This is a genomic window from Clostridium sp. UBA7791, from assembly GCF_002480755.1.
GTDB classification, from domain to species: domain Bacteria; phylum Bacillota; class Clostridia; order Clostridiales; family Clostridiaceae; genus Clostridium_J; species Clostridium_J sulfidigenes.
Genome location: NZ_DLCT01000008.1, coordinates 38,799 through 62,863 on the forward strand (window position 1 = coordinate 38,799; position 24,065 = coordinate 62,863).

General features: G+C 29.8%; 19 protein-coding genes and 1 rRNA gene. 15 read left to right on the forward strand and 5 right to left on the reverse strand.

Features of this window, described 5'->3' with window-relative positions; genetic code table 11:
• Positions 1 to 49 precede the first annotated feature (49 nt).
• Together B3Z56_RS13440 and B3Z56_RS13445 are read left to right on the forward strand one after the other, a co-directional pair.
• On the forward strand, positions 50 to 1,801 hold the full coding sequence (locus tag B3Z56_RS13440; protein ID WP_346849223.1) for an ABC transporter ATP-binding protein: 1,752 nt from the start codon (positions 50 to 52) through the stop codon (positions 1,799 to 1,801).
• A 2-nt stretch (positions 1,802 to 1,803) separates the two neighbouring features.
• Positions 1,804 to 3,834 (forward strand): ABC transporter ATP-binding protein, encoded by a 2,031-nt coding sequence (locus B3Z56_RS13445; RefSeq protein WP_346878982.1) that lies wholly within the window; start codon positions 1,804 to 1,806, stop codon positions 3,832 to 3,834.
• A 110-nt stretch (positions 3,835 to 3,944) separates the two neighbouring features.
• Here the strand turns inward: B3Z56_RS13445 and B3Z56_RS13450 are convergent, their stop codons facing one another.
• Both B3Z56_RS13450 and B3Z56_RS13455 read right to left on the reverse strand, forming a co-directional pair.
• Positions 3,945 to 4,619: a DUF4397 domain-containing protein gene (locus B3Z56_RS13450; RefSeq protein WP_346849221.1), complete on the reverse strand. Its 675-nt coding sequence runs from the start codon at positions 4,617 to 4,619 to the stop codon at positions 3,945 to 3,947.
• A gap of 149 nt (positions 4,620 to 4,768) precedes the next feature.
• Entirely contained in the window at positions 4,769 to 5,707 is a 939-nt protein-coding gene (locus B3Z56_RS13455) for a magnesium transporter CorA family protein (RefSeq protein WP_035135590.1), read from the reverse strand.
• Positions 5,708 to 5,923: 216 nt separating this feature from the next.
• Here B3Z56_RS13455 and B3Z56_RS13460 point away from each other — a divergent pair, with 216 nt between their 5' ends.
• Together B3Z56_RS13460 and B3Z56_RS13465 are read left to right on the forward strand one after the other, a co-directional pair.
• Complete coding sequence (locus tag B3Z56_RS13460) at positions 5,924 to 6,475, forward strand: manganese efflux pump MntP family protein (RefSeq protein ID WP_035135592.1); 552 nt, start codon at positions 5,924 to 5,926, stop codon at positions 6,473 to 6,475.
• A gap of 19 nt (positions 6,476 to 6,494) precedes the next feature.
• On the forward strand, positions 6,495 to 7,949 hold the full coding sequence (locus B3Z56_RS13465; protein WP_414633085.1) for an aminoacyl-histidine dipeptidase: 1,455 nt from the start codon (positions 6,495 to 6,497) through the stop codon (positions 7,947 to 7,949).
• 115 nt (positions 7,950 to 8,064) lie between these two features.
• Here B3Z56_RS13465 and B3Z56_RS13470 read toward each other — a convergent pair whose 3' ends face one another.
• Positions 8,065 to 8,406 (reverse strand): hypothetical protein, encoded by a 342-nt coding sequence (locus B3Z56_RS13470; RefSeq protein WP_346849219.1) that lies wholly within the window; start codon positions 8,404 to 8,406, stop codon positions 8,065 to 8,067.
• Positions 8,407 to 8,493: 87 nt separating this feature from the next.
• Here B3Z56_RS13470 and B3Z56_RS13475 point away from each other — a divergent pair, with 87 nt between their 5' ends.
• The 7 genes from B3Z56_RS13475 to B3Z56_RS13505 all read left to right on the forward strand — a co-directional run bounded on the left by B3Z56_RS13475 (position 8,494) and on the right by B3Z56_RS13505 (position 15,298).
• Positions 8,494 to 8,892 (forward strand): DUF6762 family protein, encoded by a 399-nt coding sequence (locus B3Z56_RS13475; protein ID WP_346849218.1) that lies wholly within the window; start codon positions 8,494 to 8,496, stop codon positions 8,890 to 8,892.
• 20 nt (positions 8,893 to 8,912) lie between these two features.
• Positions 8,913 to 9,971, forward strand: a complete 1,059-nt coding sequence (locus B3Z56_RS13480; RefSeq protein ID WP_346878984.1) for an HD-GYP domain-containing protein — start codon at positions 8,913 to 8,915, stop codon at positions 9,969 to 9,971.
• Positions 9,972 to 10,233: 262 nt separating this feature from the next.
• The gene (locus tag B3Z56_RS13485; protein ID WP_346849216.1) at positions 10,234 to 11,235 is read left to right on the forward strand and encodes a YkvA family protein; all 1,002 of its coding nucleotides are present in this window, start codon (positions 10,234 to 10,236) and stop codon (positions 11,233 to 11,235) included.
• Between the two features lie 25 nt (positions 11,236 to 11,260).
• Positions 11,261 to 12,172 carry a ribonuclease H family protein gene (locus B3Z56_RS13490; protein ID WP_346878985.1) on the forward strand — a complete coding sequence of 304 codons (912 nt, stop codon included), beginning with the start codon at positions 11,261 to 11,263 and terminating at the stop codon, positions 12,170 to 12,172.
• 167 nt (positions 12,173 to 12,339) lie between these two features.
• Positions 12,340 to 12,510 carry a hypothetical protein gene (locus tag B3Z56_RS13495; protein WP_156964390.1) on the forward strand — a complete coding sequence of 57 codons (171 nt, stop codon included), beginning with the start codon at positions 12,340 to 12,342 and terminating at the stop codon, positions 12,508 to 12,510.
• A gap of 199 nt (positions 12,511 to 12,709) precedes the next feature.
• Positions 12,710 to 14,023 (forward strand): helix-turn-helix transcriptional regulator, encoded by a 1,314-nt coding sequence (locus B3Z56_RS13500; RefSeq protein WP_346849214.1) that lies wholly within the window; start codon positions 12,710 to 12,712, stop codon positions 14,021 to 14,023.
• Positions 14,024 to 14,038: 15 nt separating this feature from the next.
• Entirely contained in the window at positions 14,039 to 15,298 is a 1,260-nt protein-coding gene (locus B3Z56_RS13505; RefSeq protein WP_346849213.1) for an XRE family transcriptional regulator, read from the forward strand.
• A gap of 81 nt (positions 15,299 to 15,379) precedes the next feature.
• Here the strand turns inward: B3Z56_RS13505 and B3Z56_RS13510 are convergent, their stop codons facing one another.
• On the reverse strand, positions 15,380 to 16,102 hold the full coding sequence (locus tag B3Z56_RS13510; protein WP_346849212.1) for a type 1 glutamine amidotransferase: 723 nt from the start codon (positions 16,100 to 16,102) through the stop codon (positions 15,380 to 15,382).
• A 15-nt stretch (positions 16,103 to 16,117) separates the two neighbouring features.
• Positions 16,118 to 17,467 carry a Mur ligase family protein gene (locus B3Z56_RS13515; RefSeq protein ID WP_346849255.1) on the reverse strand — a complete coding sequence of 450 codons (1,350 nt, stop codon included), beginning with the start codon at positions 17,465 to 17,467 and terminating at the stop codon, positions 16,118 to 16,120.
• A gap of 387 nt (positions 17,468 to 17,854) precedes the next feature.
• Here B3Z56_RS13515 and pckA point away from each other — a divergent pair, with 387 nt between their 5' ends.
• The 4 genes from pckA (at position 17,855) to B3Z56_RS13535 (ending at position 24,030) form a co-directional block, all read left to right on the forward strand.
• Positions 17,855 to 19,429: a phosphoenolpyruvate carboxykinase (ATP) gene (pckA, locus tag B3Z56_RS13520; RefSeq protein WP_346877813.1), complete on the forward strand. Its 1,575-nt coding sequence runs from the start codon at positions 17,855 to 17,857 to the stop codon at positions 19,427 to 19,429.
• A 175-nt stretch (positions 19,430 to 19,604) separates the two neighbouring features.
• Positions 19,605 to 20,702, forward strand: a complete 1,098-nt coding sequence (locus B3Z56_RS13525; RefSeq protein ID WP_346849210.1) for a hypothetical protein — start codon at positions 19,605 to 19,607, stop codon at positions 20,700 to 20,702.
• A gap of 414 nt (positions 20,703 to 21,116) precedes the next feature.
• The gene (locus B3Z56_RS13530) at positions 21,117 to 21,896 is read left to right on the forward strand and encodes a serine hydrolase (protein ID WP_346849209.1); all 780 of its coding nucleotides are present in this window, start codon (positions 21,117 to 21,119) and stop codon (positions 21,894 to 21,896) included.
• A 625-nt stretch (positions 21,897 to 22,521) separates the two neighbouring features.
• Positions 22,522 to 24,030 (forward strand): 16S ribosomal RNA (locus B3Z56_RS13535).
• Positions 24,031 to 24,065: the final 35 nt, after the last annotated feature.

A 24,065-nucleotide genomic window follows, 5' to 3' on the forward strand; every position in this document is an offset into this window, starting at 1 on the left:
TAATTATTTCTAAAATTATAGAGGAGATTTATAATTTAGGGGGGGAAATATGGATAAAATTAAAGAACTATTAAAGTATGCAAAGAAATATAAGAAACGATATTTTATAGGGATATTTTTTCTTATACTAGTAGACTTTTTACAACTTGTTCCACCAAAAATTCTAGGTTTTTTAACAGATAGTTTTGCCTTAGGAAGTGCTAATAAAATTACTTTAGTTAAATCTATAGTATATATATTAGTTATAGCATCTGTTATAGCTATTGGAAGATTTATGTGGAGAATATATGTAAATGGTACTTCACGAAAAATAGAGTACGATATAAGAAGTAAATTTTTTAAGCATCTACAAGGGTTATCTTCTAATTTTTACAATGAAAGAAAAACTGGAGATTTAATGGCTTTAGCAACAAATGACTTGAATGCTGTAAGAATGGCACTAGGTCCCGGCGTTATTATGTTTTTTGATGCAGTAGTGTTGACTATTGCCACTATTGTTATTATGCTAACTATTAATGTACCACTTACCTTGTTATCATTAATCCCACTTCCTTTTGTAGCATTTGTATCTCAGAAATTTGGAAAAAGAATACACAGAAAATTCACAAAAGTACAAAGATGCTTTTCAAAACTTACAGATATAGTTCAAGAAAATTTTTCAGGGATTAGAATAGTTAAATCTTTTGTTCAAGAGGAAAGGGAATATGAAAAGTTCATAGAAGAGAATGATAAAAATTTTCAAGTAAATATGGAATTTATAAGAATTTGGGGAGTATTCTTTCCTTTGATAGAATTTATTTCATCCTTAAGCTTTGCATTACTAATAGTAGTGGGGGGAACTTTTGTAGTTTTGGGAAAAATATCTCTTGGGGACTTTGTGGCCTTTAACATGTATCTTGGAAACTTAGTTTGGCCAATGATGGCTATAGGACAAGTAATTAATAATTTACAAAGAGGATTTGCATCCCTTGAAAGAATAGAAGAAGTCTTAAATACAAAACCTGATATAGTAGATTGTTGTACATCATATGTGGATAAATTACAAGGTGATATAGTTATAAAGGATTTAACTTTTAGCTATAATAATACAACAACACCAGCTCTTAAGAATATAAATTTAAGAGTAAAGCAAGGAGAAACTCTTGGGATTGTGGGTAAGACTGGAAGCAGTAAAAGTACTCTTATAAGTTTATTGCTTAAACTCTATAATGTGGAAGACGGAAAGATTTTTATAGGGGATAAAGATATAAATAGAATATCTTTAAATAGTCTTAGAACTAATATTGGGTTTGTATCACAGGATCCTTTTTTGTTTTCCACTAGCTTAGCTGAAAATATAGGACTTGCATTTCATGAAGTAGGCATTGAAAAAATACATGATGCAACTAAAAAGGCAGATATTTATGATAATATAATAGACTTTCCAAAGCAGTTTGAAACTATGGTAGGAGAAAGAGGAACAACTCTTTCAGGAGGTCAAAAACAAAGATGTTCTATAGCTAGAGCTCTTATTAAAGATCCTGATATCCTAATTTTAGATGATTGTTTATCAGCAGTAGATGCAAAAACTGAGGCTATAATTCTTGAAAATTTAAAAGATGTAATGAAGAAGAAAACTTCTATTATAGTATCTCATAGAATTTCAGCAATTAAAGATGCTCATAATATCATAGTTCTAGAACAAGGAGAAATTGTTCAAGAAGGAACACATGAAGAGCTTAAAAATATGCCAGGAATTTATAAAGATATATATGAAAAACAACAGATTGAGCAAGAAATTATGGAAGAGGAGGAGATATAATTATGGAAAACTTTAATCAGGAAGATGAAGTATTAGATAAGCAATATGACTCCCTTTTGATGAAAAGGCTCTTAAAATTTGCATTGCCATACAAAGGCTTAATGGGAATAGTAGTAATTATAATGTTTTTAGTGGTGTGCTTAGATTTGTCTGTTCCCTTCATAATAAAAAATGTTATAGATAATAATATTAATCCTTTAAGTGGAAAATATTCTATTATAGAAGAAGCTGAAAATAGTTCCATAGCTATAGGAGATAAATATGTAGTAAGGGGAGAAAGAGACGGAGCAATAAGCGCTTCAATAGTATATGATGAGAATAATGAACCCTATGTTATAGAGGGTGAACAAAGGAAAAACACAGCCTATGAAATATCAGGTGAAAAATTTTTTCAAGATAACAATGAATTTAAAGCTCATGAAATAACTATAAAAGATATAAAAGTATTAAGAACTAATGATTTAGATTTGATAAAGTGGAGTGCTATTATAATATTGCTAATTTATATAGTAATATTTATACTAAACTATATTCAAATTTATTTGTTACAGTATACTGGTCAAAAGATTATATATAATATAAGAGCTGCAATATTTAAGCATGTAGAGAGTTTATCATTATCTTTCTTTGATAAAAGTCCAGTTGGAAGATTAGTAACTAGAATTACAAATGATGTAGAAACCTTAAATGAAATGTACACATCTGTTTTAGTATATTTAATCAAAGATTTATTTCTTGTTAGTGGCATTGTAATTGCTATGTTTCTATTAGATATAAAATTAGGAATAGTATCAATTATAACCCTTCCATTAGTAGTTGCTTTAACCTTTATATTTAGAAAATATGATAGAGAAGCTTATAGGAAAGTAAGAACTAGATTATCTAGAATTAACTCTAATTTATCTGAAAATATAAGTGGTATGAAGACTGTGCAGATATTTGGAGTTGAAAGTAAGAAGTATAGTGAATTTGATGAAATTAATACATCATATTCCATAGCTGCAATGGAACAAATTAAAGTATTTGCTATATTTAGACCACTTATGGATATGACTTATCAATTAGCTCTATGCATATTAATTTGGGTTGGTGGTACAGCAGTTCTAAATTTAACAATAGAATTTGGAGTGTTATATGCATTTGTAATATATATACAAAAACTATTTCAACCAATATTTGATTTATCTGAGAAATTTGATATACTTCAGTCTTCTATGGCTTCCTCAGAGCGTATATTTATGTTATTAGATAATGATTCTATAATTAAAAACCCAAAGGAGCCTAAACATATAGGACGTGCTCAAGGAGATATTGAATTTAAAAATGTTTGGTTTGCCTACAATGATGAAGATTGGGTATTAAAAGATGTAAGCTTTAGAATTAGAAAAGGTGAAACGGTAGCCTTTGTTGGAGCAACGGGAGCAGGAAAAACCTCAATAATAAGTCTCATAACTAGACTTTATGATATTCAAAAGGGCGAAATCCTGATAGATGGAGTTAGTATTAAAGAAATGTCTAAGGACGAACTTAGAAAAAATGTAGCTACAGTGCTTCAAGATGTATTTTTATTTGCTGGTGATATAAAAGGAAATGTAAGATTAAATAATGAGAATATAACAGATGAAGAGATTGTAAAAGCATGTAAATATGTAAATGCAAATATATTTATTGAAAAGTTACCAGATAAATATAATGCTGAGGTTAATGAGAGAGGAACAACCTTTTCTCAAGGTGAGAGACAACTGATTGCATTTGCTAGAGCATTAGCTTTTAATCCGCCAATTTTAGTTTTAGATGAAGCTACAGCTAACATAGATACTGAAACAGAAAGTTTAATTCAAGATGCTCTAAATAAATTAACTAAAGGACGAACTACTATAGTAGTAGCACATAGATTGTCAACTATTAAAAATGCAGATAAAATTATTGTAATGCACAGGGGTAGGATACGTGAAATTGGAAGTCATTCAGAACTATTAGAGAAAAAAGGGCTTTATAGCAATTTGTATAAATTACAATATGCAGGACAATAATTAAAGTAGGTAAATAAAAATTAAACGTAAAGGCTAGTTTGTGTGGGCTAGCTTTTACGTTAATGTGTAAAGATTAATTAATAAAGATTTAGGGACTAAAGAAACAAAATTTATATATTTAAATAACTTATTCCATCTAAAGGAATTAACATCTGTGGTGTTGGGAAATTAGTAACTAAACCAATCAAATAAAGAGTATAGTATTTATCTGATTTTAGATTTATATTGGGAACATATAACATATCAATATCTGTATTAGCTAATTTTAATAGCATAGTATATCTACCAATAGGTAGTTCAATATAATTTCTTATGTCCTTAAAGTTTACATTTTTATAAAGTACAGTACCATTAGAAAGAACTACATCTACAGGTGGAATGTTTTCAATAAACTGAGCAATTCTAATTTTAGCTTTACCATCAGTTGTAGAGGTTAACGGAGTTTCATCCACAGGGTATAAGCTTAACATTCTTCTTTGCATGTAAGCTACAATAGTAGTTACACTTTTGGGTGCTATAAAAATATCAACATCTGCCAAGGGAAAATCAGTATTATTAGCTCTATACACCTTTATGTTATAAGTTCCAGAAGGGAGTTTAATATAGGTTGTAAAATCTCTATACTCAAGATCAGGTATTGTTAGTTTATCATTTACATAAATATCTATATCAGGGGCTCTAGCTGCAATGTGAGCAACCCTAACATAGGCTGACATATTATCTTCAGAATTCATCATGTCATCTACTCTTGTAGGAATATTAAAGGGAACATTAATATATTGCATTATATACCTCATATAAAAATATTATCAAATATAGTATATGAAATATAATTAGGGAATGTTACAAAAGGGGATTCAATATAAAATCTAGTATATAATTATCCATAAATACCTTCATAATTACATACTAGATTTCTATTGGTTTTTATTATTTAAAACATATCTTTTTTTCTAAGATAGTAGGTAACGGCTAAAGTTATTAATCCTACAATTATACACATATACAGAAATCCATCAGAGGCGTTGAAAAAAGGTATTCCACCTACATTCATACCTAAAAGACCTGATATTAAAGTTGGAATAGAAATAACTATAGTTACAGATGTTAAGTATTTCATAACTTGGTTTTGATTATTAGAAATTATAGAAGCAAATACATCCATAGTACCAGTGAGGACATCACTATATATACTACACATTTCTATAGCTTGACGATTTTCTATCATAACATCATCTAAAATATCTCTATCCTCATCATATTTTGTAAGGATTTCCTGCTTTAAAAGTTTTTCTAAGGTTAAATCATTAGATTTCAAAGATGTAGAGAAATATACTAAGGACTTTTGAAGAGCAAATAATTGAATTAATTCTCTGTTTTTTAAAGATTTATAAAGGGTTTTTTCAACCAAAAGACTCTTTCTATTTATTTGTCTTAGGTATAATAAATAGTAATTTGATGCTCTATATAATATTTGAAGCATAAATCTGACCTTCTTAAAAGTATAAAATGAAGAGATTTTTTCAATGGTAAAATCTGATAATACAGGACTATTTTTAAGACATACAGTTATAATTACGCTTTCGGTATATATTATTGCTAGTGGATATGTATCGTAAGTTAATGAATTATCATCCATTTCAGTGAATGGAATATCTATAATTACAAGAGTAGCATTATTCTCAAATTCTATTCTTGAACCTTCTTCTTCATCTAATGCAGCTCTTATAAAATCTTGAGGAATATTAAGTTTTTGTGTAATTAAAAGAACTTCTTCATCGGATGGATTAATCATACTAATCCAAGAGCCATGTTCTATAGAATCGATTTCTGTGAGACGGCCCGAGGTATCACTTTTAAATATTGTAATCAATGTTATCACCTCATATAATAAAACTCATGAATATATTTTAACACTATATTTCTAATTGACAACTGTATATTTAAAAGTAATAATTATTATAGTACAAATAATTTAATTTATAATCATAATTTTGAAAAGTTAGAATTATAATATTAATATTAATGTTGTTATTGAAAATATAAATTTATGATAATATTAAATTATTGTATTTGTAGGAGGTCTTTTATGGCAATAGAAGAATTGCTATTCATAGCCTTAGCAGTTTCATTAGATGCTTTTGGTATTGCAATAGCTATTGGCTTAAATAGAGGGGCTAAGGCAAGACAAAAGTTTTCTTTTGCAATTTCTTTTGGATTTTTCCAATTTTTGTTTTCTATTTTAGGAGGATTTGGTGGTAAAATATTTACAGAGAATATTGCTTCCGTCCCTGCAGTTATGGGGGGAATAGTTATTGCAATAGTTGGTATACTTATGATAAAGGAAGGTATGATAGAAAAAGAAGAAAGTATTGTCATAACCTTTAAAATGTACTTCATTTTAGGGATATCTGTGAGCATTGATGCAATAGTAATTGGATTTATTGCTTTCTCAAGGATAGAAAGTATGGTAACCTTAACACTCTTTACTGCTATTGTTGGTATGATAACATTTTTTATGAGCATATTAGCATTTATAATAGCAAAGTATCTAAGAAAAATCCATATATTAAGAAAATATGCTGATTATATAGGAGGCATAATTTTGATATTATTTGGATTAAAGATGATTTTCTTTTAAGGAAAGGATGATTAAAATGATAGAAACATTAAAAAACTTAAAAAGCTTTGAGGCAATCAAATTTTTTAAAGAGATGAATGAAATACCAAGAGGTTCAGGAAATGAAAAGGCTGTTAGCGATTGGTTAGTTAAGTTTGCCAAGGACAGAAATTTAGAAGTTATACAAGATGAAGCACTAAATGTTATTATTAAGAAGCCAGCTACTAGTGGTTATGAAAATGCTCCAACAGTGATTTTACAAGGGCATATGGATATGGTTTGTGAAAAAAATCAAGGAACTGAACATGACTTTGAAAAAGATCCAATAGAATTTATTATAGACGGTGATTTTATAAAGGCTAATGGAACTACATTAGGAGCGGATAATGGTATTGCAGTAGCTTATGCTCTTGCAATTCTTGATAATAAAACAATAGCTCACCCTCCTATAGAAGTATTGATTACTACTGAAGAAGAAACAGGAATGGGTGGAGCTACAAATTTAAATCCAGAACATTTAAATGGAAGAATACTAATAAATATAGACTCTGAAGAAGAAGGAGTACTATTAGTAAGTTGTGCAGGAGGAGTTAGACTTAAGTTCTCTGTGCCAACAAATTATGAAAATATAGAAGGAAACTATAGTTCATTAGCTATTAAAATAAGAGGACTTAAAGGCGGACACTCTGGTATGGAAATTAAGAAAGAAAGAGGAAATGCCAATAAAATGATGGGTAGATTCTTAATGGATCTTAATTCAGTTGTAGACTTTAAACTAGCATCTTTAAATGGAGGAGCTAAAATGAATGCTATTCCAAGAGAAGCAGATGCTATTATAGCTGTAAGACCAGAAGATATAGTTAAAGTTGAAGGAAAAGTAAAAGAATGGTCATCTATATTTATAAATGAATTACAAGGTATAGATGATGATTTGAAATTAACCTATGAAATTACTAAGTCTGTAGATAAAGTATTCTGCGATGATACTAGACAGAAAGTAATAAGAACATTATTCTTATTACCAAATGGAGTTCAAACTATGAGTATGGCAATACCAGGGTTAGTACAGAGTTCTACCAATGTAGGTGTGGTAACTACTACTAGTGAAGCTGTAGAATTTGACAATGCAGTTAGAAGTTCAGTAGCTTCTTTAAAAAAATCAATTGTAGATCGAATGACAGTACTTGCAGAAATAATGAATTGTGTTATAGAACTTGAATCAGATTATCCTGAGTGGCAGTATAATCCAGATTCTAAAGTTAGAACTGTATTTGAACAAGTTTACGAAAATAAATTTGGTAATAAAGCAGAGATATCTGCAATTCATGCAGGACTTGAATGTGGATTAATTGGAGATAAATTTAATGGGAATATAGATCAGATTTCCTTTGGGCCAAATATTTTTGATGTTCACACACCGGATGAGCATGTAAGTATTTCTTCACTAGATAGAATGTATGATTACTTATTAAGTGTATTAGCAGAAATAAGATAGGAAGAACAAATGCTCCCCTTAAGGTAACGATAAATATTATCTTAAGGGGAGTTGTTTATTGTTGTATATTTATGGTTACTAAGGTATACTAAAATAGTTGTGTTTATGGGAAAAATCAATTGTTATTAGGAGAAATTTCAGATAGTTTCCATTTGCCAGACTTATGTTTTACCAAGTGAAGATTATAAGTCGTGGTTTTATATGGGCTTTTTCCTTCTATACCATTTACTTCTGCAATACATATATTACCATCTGAAAACTTAATGTTAAAGTCTTCTAAGGAATATAATTTATATTTATTAAAAATACCAGAAGTGGAATATTTTTTTATAGCATAATCTAAATTTTTACATTTAAAGTTAGTGTAACTAAAAATAATTATATAAATAGTAATTATAATAATTAAAGATATGAGGGAAAGAGTTTTGAATTTTTTAAGATTTTTTACAAGATTCATAATTCACACTCCTTTAAGGATATAATCAATTATAGCATTTAAAGTAATTTATGTAAATAAATTACATAATATTAGGAGGGTATGATAATGGAATTTTCTGCTATTGTATTAATGGAAAAGGATAAAGAGACAAAATTTTTTACAAGAGAGCTTGGAAGCTATGAGGTTAATGAAGGTGCAGAATATATTACTAAACTATTTTATGATGGCGAAAAGGTAAATTTATATTTTGATACCAATAAAGATGTAGAGGAGTGGGAATTTTCAGCCATATATGATTTGTTCGATGATGAAAGTTTAACTGATTTGGTTGACTCTATAGAAATTTATGATGAGGAATTTAATCCCACATGGATTGTTACCTTTGATTATGATGAAGATCATAATGTGCTAAATAATAGATTAAACAATGTATGTACAAGAATTAAGGAAGCTTTAGAAAAAGTTTTTATTGATATAGAAGGAAAATGTGAGGAATATCAATAGTACATAATTGGGGGAGAATCATGAGATTAGAACATATATGTAGAGTTAATGAATCAGATATACTTGGTAAACATGTATATGGTGATGATGGAAGAATATTGTTAAAAGCTGGTATGAGTCTTAACAGTGTATACATAAAAAGACTTGAAGAGCTAGGAGTATATTATGTTTATCTTGAGGATGAACGATTAGAAGATATCGACGTAGTAGATGAGAAGCTAATAATACTAAAACAAGCCACTATTAAAAGTTTAAAGAACATATCAAGGGGTATAGGAAGTATAGTCGGTTCATGTGGAGATGAATATTTAGAAAATATGGATCAGTTATTGAATTATATAATGGAAATTGAAGATGTGAATAAGTGTTTAAATGATGTAAAAACTCATGATAACTACACATTTTTGCATAGTATAAATACTGGAATTATGTCAGTGTTTTTAGGAATGAGCCTTGGAATGAAAAAGTGGGCAGTGCGAGATTTGGGTATATGTGGAATGTTGCATGATGTAGGAAAAATAAAAGTGCCTGCAGGTATAATTAATAAAAATGGGAAGCTTTCTGATGAGGAGTTTGAAATCATGAAGAAACACCCAATTTATGGTGGAGAAATATTGAGTAAAAATTATAAAATTCCAGCTAGTGCAATTGAAGGAGTGGAGCAGCATCATGAAAAAATTAATGGAAAAGGATATCCCTATGGATTGCAAGGGGATCAAATTTCAAGATTTGGTAAGATCGTAGGAATATGCGATGTATATGATGCGGTAACTAGTAATAGAAGCTATAGAAAAAAATTTCAGCCTAATCAAGCTTATGAGCTTATACTTTCTGGATCAGGAAGTCAGTTTGATGAAAAATTAGTACGCACATTTAAAGAAACATTTTCAGTATATCCATTAGGATGTTGTGTTAAACTTTCTAATGGAGTAGAAGGGTATGTTATAAGTCAGAACAAAGGGTTCCCCGATAGGCCTATAATAAGAGTACTATATGATCATGAAACTAGAAAACCAGTAAAATTTTATGAAATTAATTTGTTGGAAAAAATTAATTTAATTATCCAATGTGTAATTTAATAAATATATAGATTGAGGGATGTACTGTTTTTAATTATGCTGTATAATTGAGGTATGTCCTTTTGGTTTTGATATAGAAATTTGGCGTATATATATTTTACCCGATGACTACCAGCTCTAATACTTTCATCTTCTTCAAGGTGGGGGTAAGGAGTTGCTACGTCCTTGGATAAGGATGTCTATTCAGAGGGAGTAAAAACCCCATCTGAAACAAGAAACTCTGTTTCTATTATGATTAAAGTACAGTTGGAGGTAAAGTAAAATGAAGATATCTAATATAAAGATTTCAATAACAGAAAAAGATTTATACAGTATTGTTGTAGATGTATTAAGAGACTATGTACCCGTTGAAGGACTTAAAATTGACAAAATATTAGTAGATAAAAATATTAATGTAGTTGGAAGTTATAAGCATAAAGTATCTATTCCTTTTTCTGTTGATATATCTATAAACAAAGTTGAGAATAATAAACTATATTTAAGTATAGATAAAATTAATGTAAAAAGTCTTAAAATATTTAAAGGCATTGTAAATGTGGCATTAAAAGTAATTAGCTCAAAAGTAGCTAATTTTGGCATAGAGTTTACTGATGATACGATAATTATAGATTTATACAAGTTATGTAAAGTTATACCGATGGTTGATTTTAAATTAGAAGATTTATCTATAATCCCATATGGTCTTGAAGCAGAGGTTAGTAATTTTAATTTTAAAAATGAAAATGATAAATCTAATGATAAAAATGAAGAAAAAAAAGAAGAAGTGCCAATTTCCAGTGTAGAATCTAATAAAAAAAATTTAGATAATCATAAAGAGTATACTTATAGAAGGTTTAGAAAAGAATTTAAAGAAAGATTTTCTGCAAAATATGAAAAGATGTATCCCTATGTAGTGATGATACCAGATATAATTGCTTTATTTATGAGGTTATATAAGGACAAAAGAGTAGTAAAAGAGGTAAAGTTTAATATATCTATTGCTTTAGGATATCTTTTGTTTCCTTTAGATATATTACCAGATACATTACCTATTATAGGTAAGATTGATGATTTAGCAGTTACATTCTTTATACTTCAAAAGGTGCTTTGTGATATTCCAGAAGAAATAATTCTTGATAATTGGGAAGGCCAGAGCAATATTATAGAGGTTTCTAGAGAAGCTATGACTTTACTAAATGACAAGTTTGGAGCAAAAGAAATAAGAAAAATGGTAGATGTAGTAAGAATATCTATAAAAAAGTCTATAGTATTTTTTACTAAATAAATCTACGTTTAAGGTAGGGGTTATTATGGCAACTAAATATTATGCGATAAAAAAAGGAAGAGATTTTAATAATAATGTAGACGTTAATAATATTATTGTTAAAAGTTGGAGTGAGTGTCTTTCCTATGTAAAAGGAGCGAAAGGTGCTATATATAAGAGTTTTTTAACAGAAAAAGAGGCAAAAGATTATTTAGATAATAGTTCAGAATTAAAGAAAGGTGTGGACAACTATCCTTTAGATGTGCCTCATATATATGTTGATGGAAGCTATAACATATCTACAGAAGAGTTTGGATATGGGGTACTTGTAGTTGAAAAGGATATAATTACATATGTCAACTATGGTGGAGGCAAGAATAATCAGTGCAATCAAAGGCAAGTAAATGGAGAGCTGAAGGCTGCTATAAATGGTGTAAAATATGCATTAGATAATAACTATAGAGAAATAGTATTATTTTATGATTATGCAGGAGTCTGTCAACATGCAACAGGCGCATGGGAGAGAAATACAGTTTTATCAAAGGAATACTATGAAGTTATTAACAAGTTAAAAAAAGAAGGTAATATAAACATTATATTTGTTAAGGTAGATAGTCATACTAATGATTTATATAATGATATTGCAGATGAGTTGGCAAAAAGTGGTGCTGGGGTAGAATTTGATTCTGTAGTAGATAAAGCTGTTGAAAATAATACTTTAAGGGTTGCTACTAGTGACGCTAAAAATAAACTTTCTAAAATTATTAAGAAAAATATTAGTAACGTTATGTCTCTAGATGTTCATAGTAATATAGGAATTGAAGATAAATGTCACATTACCAGAATAATAGAACACTTAAATAGTATAGATATAAATGAGAGAGAAAAATATTTAAAATGTGTACCTATAGAGGTTAAGGATAAAATTATATTAGAATTAATTCAAAACTTAAAATAAATTAATTATAGGCATATAAATTAGAAATATGTGCATCCTATAAACATACTTAAGATCTACTAATTATGAATAAGTAAATATTATTGTAACCTAAAATATTTATTTATATGGAAAATTCTATGGAATTCCAGGTGGATAAGTATACAATGAGAAGGGATGTGTATTTTATGAAAATGTTATTAAAGATTATGGTGTTGATAGCAAGTTTAGCCTTAGCTGTTAATTACGTAATGCCTTCAATGGATGGAAGAACTAAAAGAAAATTAAGGAAAAAGGCTAAGAGATTTCAACATAGAGCTGAAGATATGTTTAATAAAGCAATGGTTCCTTTAAGATAGCTAGAGCAGATTTTCTGCTCTAGTTATCTTTATTTTAAATAAAGTTTAATATAATACAATAAAACTGATTAAATTAACGCACATTTAATAAAAATTTAAGACATTTATTTTTGTGTATTTTGTTTGTTTATGATACAATATAGGGGTATAATTATCTGAAGTAATTAGGAAGCATTTGCTAAGAGAAGAGGATGAATTTATGGAAATTTTATCTTTAGGAGAAAAAATAAAAAAAAGGAGAAAGGAGCTTGATTTAACTCTAAAAAATCTGGCTGGAGATAGAATAACTGCTGGTCAAATAAGTTTAATTGAATCAGGTAAATCTAATCCTAGCATGGACTTGTTAGAATATTTAGCAGGTGCATTAAAAGTTTCGGTAGAACACCTTATGGAGACTGAAGAAACGCAAGCAGGCAAGATTTGTATATACTATCAAAATATCGCGGAATCTAATATATTAAATAATAATTTGGAGATAGCTTGGAAGGCATTAGAAGATTCATTTTTATATATTGAAAAATATGATCTTGAATTAAATATGGCAACTAATTTGTATTTAAAAGCCTTAATACATGAAAAGAAAAAAGAATATGATGAAGCTCAGGAGTTACTACTTTCAGCTAATAATATATATATTAAATATAATTGTAGTGACGAAATTATTAAAGTATTTATGCTTCTAGGCAAAATTACTCTTGAACTTGATGCATATCATTCTGCATATAGCTATTTTCAACAAGCAGAGAAGGTGTTTGAAGAAAGTGATGTATATAATGAAGTTGCTATGGGTAAGGTTTATTATTACATAAGCAAAACTCTTAATAAAATGGGAATTGATAAAGAAGCAATAGAGTATATGAAATATGCTGAAGAAAAACTTTTAAAACTAAAGGATTCGAGGAACTATGGAGAATCATTTATGAAGATTGGACAAGTAAGGTTTAAAGAGGGTAACTTAAACCAGGCTATTGCATACACTGAAAAAAGTTTGAATCTCTTTAGAACTAGACAACAAAGTATTTTAATTACAGATTTAATGTCAGGGTTAGGAGAAATGTTTTCAGAATATGGATATGTAGACAGGTCCTTTGAATATCTTTTAGATGCTAAAGCTATTAAAGAAAGGCTTTCTGAGGAATCTACTGTTAATACTTTAATGTTGATTTGTAATAACTATATAAAATTAAAAGATGAAATAAATGCAAAAAAGGTACTAGAACAGATAGTATCTAATATGCAAAATTTAAGTGTAACAGATTGTACTTTAATGTACAAGTACCATATTCTTAAATATAAAATTGAGTTACTAGAGAAGAAGTATGAAGAAGCAGAAAGAACTTTAATAGATGCTTTAAACTATACAGAAAAAATGAATTATCATAAGGAAAGTGCTGAAATTGCTATTGCCTTAGGAAAATTCTACATGGACTTAGGAAGAGAAGAAGAAGCTGGAAAATATTTAGATGAAGGGGTTAAGATTCTTGAAGAAACAAAATGCTTAACGGATTTTTAAAAATGGGGGATAACTATGGAAATATTATCGGCTGGAGAAAAAATAAAGAGGACCAGAATATATAAAGGTCTAACTTTAAAAGATATATGTGAAGATAAAATTTCCGTTTCTAAAATGAGTTGTATAGAAAACAATAAGGTTGATCCAGAAGATTGGATTCTAGAAATTATTGTAGATAAGCTTGGATTAGATATGGAGTATTTAAAACATGGTGTAAGAGAACAGATAGAAGCAAATATTGAAAAATTTAATTCTATGACGCCATTAATTTCTTTAGAAGATGTACTATACAATGTAGATTATGCAGAAAAGTATCACTATTACGATTTGAGTTGTAAACTATTTCAAATACTATTTGAATACTATTTGAATCACGGTATGTCAGCAGAATTAAGTACTACTATACCTAGATATTATAATTCTTGTCAAAAGTCTAAAGATGAAATTTTACATATTAATTATTATATGTATATAGCAAAATATTTATATACTAATGGTGAATGCTCTCAAGCGGGTAGTTATATATCAACAGTAAGGAAGAAACTTATTGAATTAGATAAAAAAGACTCAGTAGAATATATAAAGGCAACTTATAATCAAGTAGTAATTTATATAATGTGTAATAATATAATTAAAGCAAAAAAAGTTAGTGAAGATTTAAAGGAAATACTTTCATTTAATAAAAATGAGTATGTAAATGCAGAAATATATAAAGTGCTAGCTATTATAGAAATTTATTTAGGTGGCGATGAAGTTAAATACTATGAAGAGCAAGCTTTAAAAAGATATGATAACTTGCTAGATAAAAAAGCAAGAGCGTATTATGATCTTGCAAAAGCTATGTTTGAAAATGGAATTAAAGACGAGGCTTTAGACTATGTAGAAAGGGCATTGAGTGAATATCCAAGAAGTGATAAAGAGCAGTTATGTGAATTTTTAATTGATGGGGTTAAAAGTTTGATAGAGTATGGTTACTACGATTTAGTGTTAAACTATATAGAAGAAGTCCTAGATTTATCTATTGAACTAGAGCTTGTTCCCATAATGGAAAAAGCATACTACTATAAAGCCATGATATTCGAAAGGAAGAAGAATTATATAATGGCTGAAACGTATATGATGCTTTCTTTAGATGCTCTGATGAAATATGGAACTAAGAGTGAAATATGTAAAAGGTATATGAAGATAGGTACCATGTATCATGATATGGGAAATGTTAATGATTCAATAAAATATTTTAGTTTGGCCTTTAAGATGGATAAAAGTTTTTATTAGTTAGTAATTTTATTTATCAGGATTTAATATGAAAATAGGTTGTTGCAAAATGATTTTTAATCACTTTGAAACAACCTATTTTTATTTTATAAATCTTTTTATAATATGATCTTTAGCTTTAATTTCGAAGGAATCATTTAAAGGGGAAAGTTCAACTTCATCATACTTATTTTTTATGGCTAAAGATAAAAGTCTATCTGTAAGCTCGGGGTTTTTAGATAGTAGGCTTCCATGAAAATAAGTGCAGAAAGTATTTTTATAAACACAACCTTCTTTTTTATCTTCACCATTGTTACCGAATCCGTATTTCACTATACCAAGAGGTTTTAAATCACCAATGTAAGTTTTACCTGAATGATTTTCAAATCCTACGTAGGTTTCATTAAAGAATTCATTATATATAATTGAATTGCCTATTAATCTTTCATTAGAAGCTTTGGTATAAATATCTAATATACCCAATCCTTCTAAAATCTCACCTGTAGAAGTTTCGTAGGTTTTTCCTAAAAGTTGATATCCTCCACATATGCATATAAATACTTTTCCAGATTCTATATAATCGGTAATCCCTTGTTTCTTAGTTTCTACTAAGTCTTTAGAAACTATGGACTGTTCATAATCTTGACCACCTCCGAAGAACACTATATCAAAATCTTCAGGGTTAAATGCATCACCTATTGATACGTTTCTTATTATAACATTTATTCCTCTTTTCTCAGCCCTATGTTTAAGAATTAGAATATTTCCAATATCACCATAAACATTCAATAAATCAGGATATAAATGACATATATTAATTTCCATAAACTCACCTTAACCTTACCAAATTTTATTTATATAGCCTTTACTGTGCAATAACTTTCTAAGATGTAACATAGCAGTATATGTAACAAGTACATATGTGGTTTCTGCTTCAGCACTTATTATATTATTTATAAGCTCATCATCGGATTCGCAGATTTTAAAGTTTTCTTCTTTAAGATTAGCAATCTTTAGTCTTACAGCCATATCATAAAGACGTATACCAGAGATTATAATATCATTTATTTCTAGTGAATTTAATTTTTCAAAATCTACATCCCATATCCATGAAACATCTGTACCATCGGCATAATTATCATTTAACATCAATACTAAATTTATAGGTTTATTATTAAGAAGCAAAGTGTTTATAGCTTGGTTATAACCAGCAGGATTTTTTACAAGAATTATTTTTACTTCTTTTCCATTTATATTTAGACTCTCTTGCCTTCCAAAAGTGCTCTTTTGGTTTTGTAAAGATGCTTTAATTGAAGTTGATTCTATACCCAATTCTAGTGTTACAGATAATGCGCAAATAGCATTATATATGTTATATTCTCCAGATTGATTTATAAAGTAACTTTCTTCATTAACAACAACTTCTGAGCCTTCGGTAGTTAAAGCTGCTACTTCATCAATATGATATTTAAGTTCAGGTCTTTCATACCCACAATTTGCACAAAAGTATTTTCCTAGATGATTGTAAGTAATAAATTCGTAACTATAAGGAGTCTTACAGAATTTACAGAACTTGCTGTCTGCATTTACATTTAAAACTGTATTTTCTTTAATAGGAACATTAAAGCCATAGTAAACTACAGGATTATTGGCATCAATTTTACCTAGTAGAGATTCATCGCCATTTAGAACAAGTAGAGATTGAGGAGATTTATGTATTCCTTCTAAAATTTTATTATAAGTAGTATGTACCTCTCCATATCTATCTAACTGATCTCTAAATAGATTAGTTACAGTAATTATTTCAGGTTTTATATATTCTGTTATGAATTTAAGGTAAGCCTCATCTACTTCGATAACTGCGTACATATCTTTATTCTTATTAGAAAATTTGAAATTAGAAATGAAAGACGCAACTATTCCAGTATTCATATTAGCTCCAGTATTATTTGTTATAGCATTTTTACCGGCTTTATTAAGAATATTATAAATCATGCTAGTGGTTGTAGTTTTACCGTTAGTACCTGTGATTAAAATTACTTTATAACCTTTAGCAACTGTTGATAATATACTTCTGTCTAAGGCTAAAGCGACTTTGCCAGGAAAGTTTGAACCCCCTTTGAATAATTTGGTACTTAATTTTAATATAATTTTTGAAGTGACTATAGCTATAAATGAATTTATCTTAATTTTTCACACATCCTTTAAATATTTCTCAGAGTTATTTTAATAAATTAATTTAAGTATTTATAAGTATATCAATTTTATATTATAACATATATCTACATTAATGACATCATTCTAAATTGAAAATGAAAGGATGATTTTAAATATTAATTTAGATTTAAAAAAATATTAAAAGTTAGCAAAATTCGATAAAAGTGATGTACTATATACCGTTACAATATTTAAAATGCAGTATAATGAAGTTCGACTTGCAATAATTCTGAATAAAATATGATTTAATAAAGAAAAATAAAATATTTGTTGCATTTTTATAAAAAAGTAGTATTATAATATTAGGAAATTAAAAAAATGTGTTACATTAATTCCTAGAAGATATTTGGGGGTAGTAAAATGGATTTTAACTTAAATAATTTAAAAATTAATACTAATAAGGAAATTTATAGAAATTTAAGCTATGCTGAGTTAGTTTCTCATGCTATTAAAAATGAAGAAGGAATTCTTGCTAATAGTGGAGCTTTTGTTGTAAAAACAGGAAAGTATACAGGAAGATCTCCTAAAGATAGATTTATCGTAAGACAAGAAAGTGTAAATGATTTAATTAACTGGGGAGAGGTTAACTTACCCATAGAAGAAGAAATTTTCAATAATTTATATTCACAAGTTATAGATTATTTATCTACTAAGAATTTATATGTATTTGATGGTTATGTTGGAGCAATGAAAGAGTATAGCATGAATATAAGAGTTGTCAATGAATTGGCATCACAAGCTCTAATGTCTAATCAATTATTTAGAAGATATGAAAAAGAACAATTAGAAAGTTTTAAACCTGAGTTTAATGTAATTGTAGCACCAGGTTTTAAAGCTAAAGGAAAAGAGGATGGAGTAAACTCTGAAGCCTTTATAATAATTAATTTTGAAAAGAAGATTGTTTTAATAGGTGGAAGTCAATATTCTGGAGAGATTAAGAAATCAATATTCTCTATAATGAACTTCTTATTACCTAAAAAGGGTGTATTCCCTATGCACTGTTCAGCTAATATCGGAGAAGATGGCGATACTGCTGTATTCTTTGGACTTTCTGGAACTGGAAAGACGACTTTATCTGCAGATCCGGATAGAAAATTAATTGGTGATGATGAACATGGTTGGTGTAATGAAGGTGTATTTAACTTTGAGGGTGGGTGCTATGCAAAAACTATCAAGTTAGATAAAGAAAAGGAAAGAGAAATTTATAACGCTTTAAAATTTGGTGCATTACTAGAAAATGTAGTTTTAGATGAGAGTAATAGACCAATGTTTGATGATGATTCATTAACTGAAAATACAAGAGGAGCATATCCTATAGATTTTATCGAAAATGTTGAAATAAGTGGAGTTGGTGGAAATCCTAATACAGTAGTATTCTTAACTGCAGATGCTTTTGGTGTAATACCACCAATATCTAAATTATCTAAAGAAGCTGCTATGTATCACTTTATGTCTGGATATACTAGTAAGCTAGCTGGTACAGAAAGAGGAATAACTAAACCAAAAGCTACATTCTCTGCTTGTTTTGGTGAACCTTTTATGCTTATGAAACCAGAAGTATATGCTAAACTATTAGGAGAAAGAATTATAAAAAATAATACAGAAGTATATCTTGTTAACACTGGATGGTCTGGTGGAGAATATGGTGTAGGTAAAAGAATGAATTTATCTTATACTAGAGCTATGGTTAAGGCTGCTATAGAAGGCAATTTAAGAAATGCTGAATTCGAAAAGGATGAAAACTTTAATGTTCTTATACCTAAAGAGGTTCCAAATGTACCATCTGAAATATTAAAACCTAAAAATACTTGGGAAGACAAAAAAGAGTATGATAAGAAAGTGTACGAGCTTGTTAAACAATTCCGTGAAAACTTTAAAAAATTTGATAGCGTAAGTGAAGATATATTGAAGGCAGCACCTGGATGTAATAAATAGTGATTATAAAGAAGAGAAACTCAGATTAAAATGAGTTTCTTTTCTTTATATAGAGATAGAATAATTTAAAGAATGAAAATTTGTCATGAAGTATAGAAAACTTTTATTTTATTGGAAAAAAGTTTATAATAGAATATAAATATAACAATATGCAGATGTAAAGGGGAGTAATGGGTTGAAAGCTAGAAAAAGAAAAAATATAGGATTAGGTGTTTTAGTTATAATATTAAGTGTTGTAGGATTTTGGATGTTTAGTCAAAGAGACAAAGAACATGATTATACTGCTAAAGTAGAAAAATGGGATAATTTATATTCAGGAAATAATATAAAGTTTTATTACATTGATAGTACTGTAGCGGAAATAGCTACCCTAAAAAGTAAATATAAAGTAGAGACTTTAGTTAGTGAAAATACTAGTGAAATTATGAAATGTGTAGATATAAACAAATGGTTAGATGAAAAAGGGGAAATAACCCTTTCAGATATGGATACTAACAAAGATGGAGAAGAGCTTTTAAAAATTCTAATGTCGGGTAAAAAAGTTTCACAAAAGGATTATAATACAGTGCTTCAAGAATTGTTATCTTCAATAGGTATAAAGGTTAGAGTTGGAGAATATAGATTAAATGGAAACTACTCTGTATTAGAAGTATGGGATTCTAATTTTAATAAGTGGATAATGTTTGATGTGGTTACAGGTGGATATTTTAAAGAGGGTGATGAACCTTTAAGTGCCATTGAGGTTTTAAAGAAAGATTTATCCCAGCTTAAGGTTAGCGGTAGTGAAGATGGAGTTTTAGATAAAAAGTCTATAAAGCTATTAAATAACCATCTAGGTACTTACAGTATAAGAATTGATAACAGTAAATATGAGGGATCTATAATAAACTCATATATAACATATGTAAAAGATGTTATGGATGCTCAATTAGAAACTTCTAAAGGTTATATTCCACCAACTATATTTGTAGATAATGAATCTTTATTTAATATTAATCCTTATGAAGAAAAAGTGAATAATGAGTTAGATAAAATTCCTACTATTATATTTGCGAAAACTAATGTAAAGGAAGATGATGATAACTATATAAAATTTACCTTAGGAGCATTTATGAATAGTTTAATGGTTGAGGAGTTTTATGTTAGAGTAAATAATGGAGATTTTATTAAGGTTGACACCTATTATAATTTATCTATAGAAAAAGGTGTTACAACTATAGAAATTTCATTAGACGGTACTAATCCCTTACGACAGGTGGTTATAAAGAAATAGAAGAAAGGGGAAAAGAGAAAACTAGGGACGTAGATTACATTACCTTTCCACAAGCTTTGTGTGCAGGAATATAATTGTTGATTTTTACAATTCTGAGGTAATAGTTACTTAACTTATATATAATATAAAAATAAAATAAATAAGTTAAGTATTTGTAAATATAAGACGTTTAAATGAATAATATAGGGATTATATAAATGTGTAATAAGCATTTATGTATTACAATTAAAATACTACACCATAAAAGTGCTGTATATTAACTTATTTGGTATGAATAATAAAGTGATATAATCTAAAAAGTATATCACTTTATTGATTTTTTACAATAGTCAGAAATTTGACATAATATATAAAGAAAATTATAATATAACTAGTTATAAATTGATATTACCATTTGGCATGTGGAGGGTATGTATGAAAGAAATCAAACGTTATTTAGAGACAAGAGAAGGGGAATATAGTTTTTATTTTGCAGATTTAAAAAGCGATTATACTTATGGGTTTAATGAAGATCTTAAAATGGTAGCTGCTGGTTGTATTAAACTTCCTATTGCTATGGCAGTAATGAAAGAAGTGGAATCTACTAATATATTTTTAGATCAATTAGTAACAATAACAAATGATGATAAGGTTTCGGGATCTTTTGGTATTATACATGAATTAGAAGGTAGACAATATAGTATTAAAGAGTTAATAGTTGCAATGCTTATCCAAAGTGATAATACAGCAGCGTGTAAACTTATAAACACTATAGGCAAAGATAGGATAAACAGTATCATTCATGATATGGGGTTAACATCTACATTTATAAAAAAATATCCATCAGGTGAAAAAGAAGACTTCGATAATGAAAATATAACTACAAGCTATGATCTATGTAAAGGTTTAGCACTATTAAGCAAGGGGAAAGTGTTAAATGGAGAACATAGTAAATTTATCTTAGAAGTTATTAGGAGGAATCAATTAACCACAGGGATATCATTTTATTGGCCTAAAGATTTTAAGGTTAAAACGGCACATAAAGCAGGAAGTTTAGAAAAAATAGAAAATGATATTGTGTTATTAAATTTAGAAAAAGGTGATTTTGTATTTGTTGTTATGTCAAGAAATTTACCATCTAATGTTTATGGAGTTAGTTCTTTAGCAAGAGTTGGGAAAATGATGTTTGATATTATTGATAAGGATTGGAATTAATATAATATCTCTAAGTTGAAGAGCGTGGATTTTGTCCACGCTCTTCAACTTGATATTAAATTATTAAAATTTCGCAATGTAATTTTAAAGAAAAAGGCAAAGTTAAGTTTGATTTTTAAACTTATAATCATTAGAAATCAAGGAACACTGAAATCGTTGGTAACAATATTGCCTGGTGTATCAGTAATAGAATTATATAGCTATTATAAGGAAATAAAAGAAATATGTATTTCTTTTAACATAATGCGGTTATTATAAAAAAACAAGCTATCATATCATGATAAGATAAGTCTTGTCGCTGAGAGATGCGGCAGAAAACAACAAGAAATTAAGAGGAAAACTTCTTAAAAAAATGTTGACAGATAAGAGATTATCTAGTAAAATAGTAAGAGTCGTCGGAAGTAATCGATGGTAATGAAAACCAAATGGTCTTTGAAAATTAAACAGAGAAAAAGGTAAAACCAGTTAATTCCGATAGAGAAATCTATCAAATAAATGACTTAACAAGTCAGCGAAAAAAGAGCAATTCAAGCTCGATTTAAAAGTTAGAATGAGAGTAATGCAAAGGAAACTCAACTAAGGTTGAGTAAGATATTGAACGAAATTAAAATTTCTAGCACTATCTTAAATTGAGAGTTTGATCCTGGCTCAGGACGAACGCTGGCGGCGTGCCTAACACATGCAAGTCGAGCGATGAAGCCCTTCGGGGTGGATTAGCGGCGGACGGGTGAGTAACACGTGGGTAACCTGCCTTATAGAGGGGGATAGCCTTCCGAAAGGAAGATTAATACCGCATGAAATGTTTTTATCGCATGGTAGAAACATCAAAGGAGTAATCCGCTATAAGATGGACCCGCGGCGCATTAGCTAGTTGGTGAGGTAACGGCCCACCAAGGCGACGATGCGTAGCCGACCTGAGAGGGTGATCGGCCACATTGGAACTGAGACACGGTCCAGACTCCTACGGGAGGCAGCAGTGGGGAATATTGCGCAATGGGGGAAACCCTGACGCAGCAACGCCGCGTGAATGAAGAAGGCCTTAGGGTTGTAAAGTTCTGTTTTCTGGGACGATAATGACGGTACCAGAGGAGGAAGCCACGGCTAACTACGTGCCAGCAGCCGCGGTAATACGTAGGTGGCAAGCGTTGTCCGGATTTACTGGGCGTAAAGGATGCGTAGGCGGATGTTTAAGTGAGATGTGAAATACCCGAGCTCAACTTGGGTGCTGCATTTCAAACTGGATATCTAGAGTGCAGGAGAGGAAAGCGGAATTCCTAGTGTAGCGGTGAAATGCGTAGAGATTAGGAAGAACACCAGTGGCGAAGGCGGCTTTCTGGACTGTAACTGACGCTGAGGCATGAAAGCGTGGGGAGCAAACAGGATTAGATACCCTGGTAGTCCACGCCGTAAACGATGAATACTAGGTGTAGGAGGTATCGACTCCTTCTGTGCCGCAGTTAACACAATAAGTATTCCGCCTGGGGAGTACGATCGCAAGATTAAAACTCAAAGGAATTGACGGGGGCCCGCACAAGCAGCGGAGCATGTGGTTTAATTCGAAGCAACGCGAAGAACCTTACCTAGACTTGACATCTCCTGAATTACCCTTAATCGGGGAAGCCCTTCGGGGCAGGAAGACAGGTGGTGCATGGTTGTCGTCAGCTCGTGTCGTGAGATGTTGGGTTAAGTCCCGCAACGAGCGCAACCCTTATCATTAGTTGCTACCATTAAGTTGAGCACTCTAGTGAGACTGCCACGGTTAACGTGGAGGAAGGTGGGGATGACGTCAAATCATCATGCCCCTTATGTCTAGGGCTACACACGTGCTACAATGGTGAATACAAATAGATGCAATACCGCGAGGTGGAGCCAAACTATAAAATTCATCCCAGTTCGGATTGTAGTCTGAAACTCGACTACATGAAGCCGGAGTTGCTAGTAATCGCGAATCAGCATGTCGCGGTGAATACGTTCCCGGGCCTTGTACACACCGCCCGTCACACCATGAGAGCTGGTAACACCCGAAGTCCGTGAGGTAACCGTAAGGAGCCAGCGGCCGAAGGTGGGATTAGTGATTGGGGTGAAGTCGTAACAAGGTAGCCGTAGGAGAACCTGCGGCTGGATCACCTCCTTTCTAGGGAGTCGACATGAAGTTAATCCTTCATGACA

Excerpts from the sequence above, each read along its gene's own strand:
- B3Z56_RS13475 (WP_346849218.1), top strand. The coding sequence starts at position 8,494 with ATGGAATTTTCTGCTATTGTATTAATGGAAAAGGATAAAGAGACAAAA.
- B3Z56_RS13480 (WP_346878984.1), top strand. The coding sequence starts at position 8,913 with ATGAGATTAGAACATATATGTAGAGTTAATGAATCAGATATACTTGGT.
- B3Z56_RS13510 (WP_346849212.1), bottom strand. The coding sequence starts at position 16,102 with ATGGAAATTAATATATGTCATTTATATCCTGATTTATTGAATGTTTAT.
- pckA (WP_346877813.1), top strand. The coding sequence starts at position 17,855 with ATGGATTTTAACTTAAATAATTTAAAAATTAATACTAATAAGGAAATT.
- B3Z56_RS13495 (WP_156964390.1), top strand. The coding sequence starts at position 12,340 with ATGAAAATGTTATTAAAGATTATGGTGTTGATAGCAAGTTTAGCCTTA.
- B3Z56_RS13460 (WP_035135592.1), top strand. The coding sequence starts at position 5,924 with ATGGCAATAGAAGAATTGCTATTCATAGCCTTAGCAGTTTCATTAGAT.
- B3Z56_RS13505 (WP_346849213.1), top strand. The coding sequence starts at position 14,039 with ATGGAAATATTATCGGCTGGAGAAAAAATAAAGAGGACCAGAATATAT.
- B3Z56_RS13450 (WP_346849221.1), bottom strand. The coding sequence starts at position 4,619 with ATGCAATATATTAATGTTCCCTTTAATATTCCTACAAGAGTAGATGAC.
- B3Z56_RS13485 (WP_346849216.1), top strand. The coding sequence starts at position 10,234 with ATGAAGATATCTAATATAAAGATTTCAATAACAGAAAAAGATTTATAC.
- B3Z56_RS13445 (WP_346878982.1), top strand. The coding sequence starts at position 1,804 with ATGGAAAACTTTAATCAGGAAGATGAAGTATTAGATAAGCAATATGAC.
- B3Z56_RS13490 (WP_346878985.1), top strand. The coding sequence starts at position 11,261 with ATGGCAACTAAATATTATGCGATAAAAAAAGGAAGAGATTTTAATAAT.
- B3Z56_RS13440 (WP_346849223.1), top strand. The coding sequence starts at position 50 with ATGGATAAAATTAAAGAACTATTAAAGTATGCAAAGAAATATAAGAAA.
- B3Z56_RS13530 (WP_346849209.1), top strand. The coding sequence starts at position 21,117 with ATGAAAGAAATCAAACGTTATTTAGAGACAAGAGAAGGGGAATATAGT.
- B3Z56_RS13500 (WP_346849214.1), top strand. The coding sequence starts at position 12,710 with ATGGAAATTTTATCTTTAGGAGAAAAAATAAAAAAAAGGAGAAAGGAG.
- B3Z56_RS13470 (WP_346849219.1), bottom strand. The coding sequence starts at position 8,406 with ATGAATCTTGTAAAAAATCTTAAAAAATTCAAAACTCTTTCCCTCATA.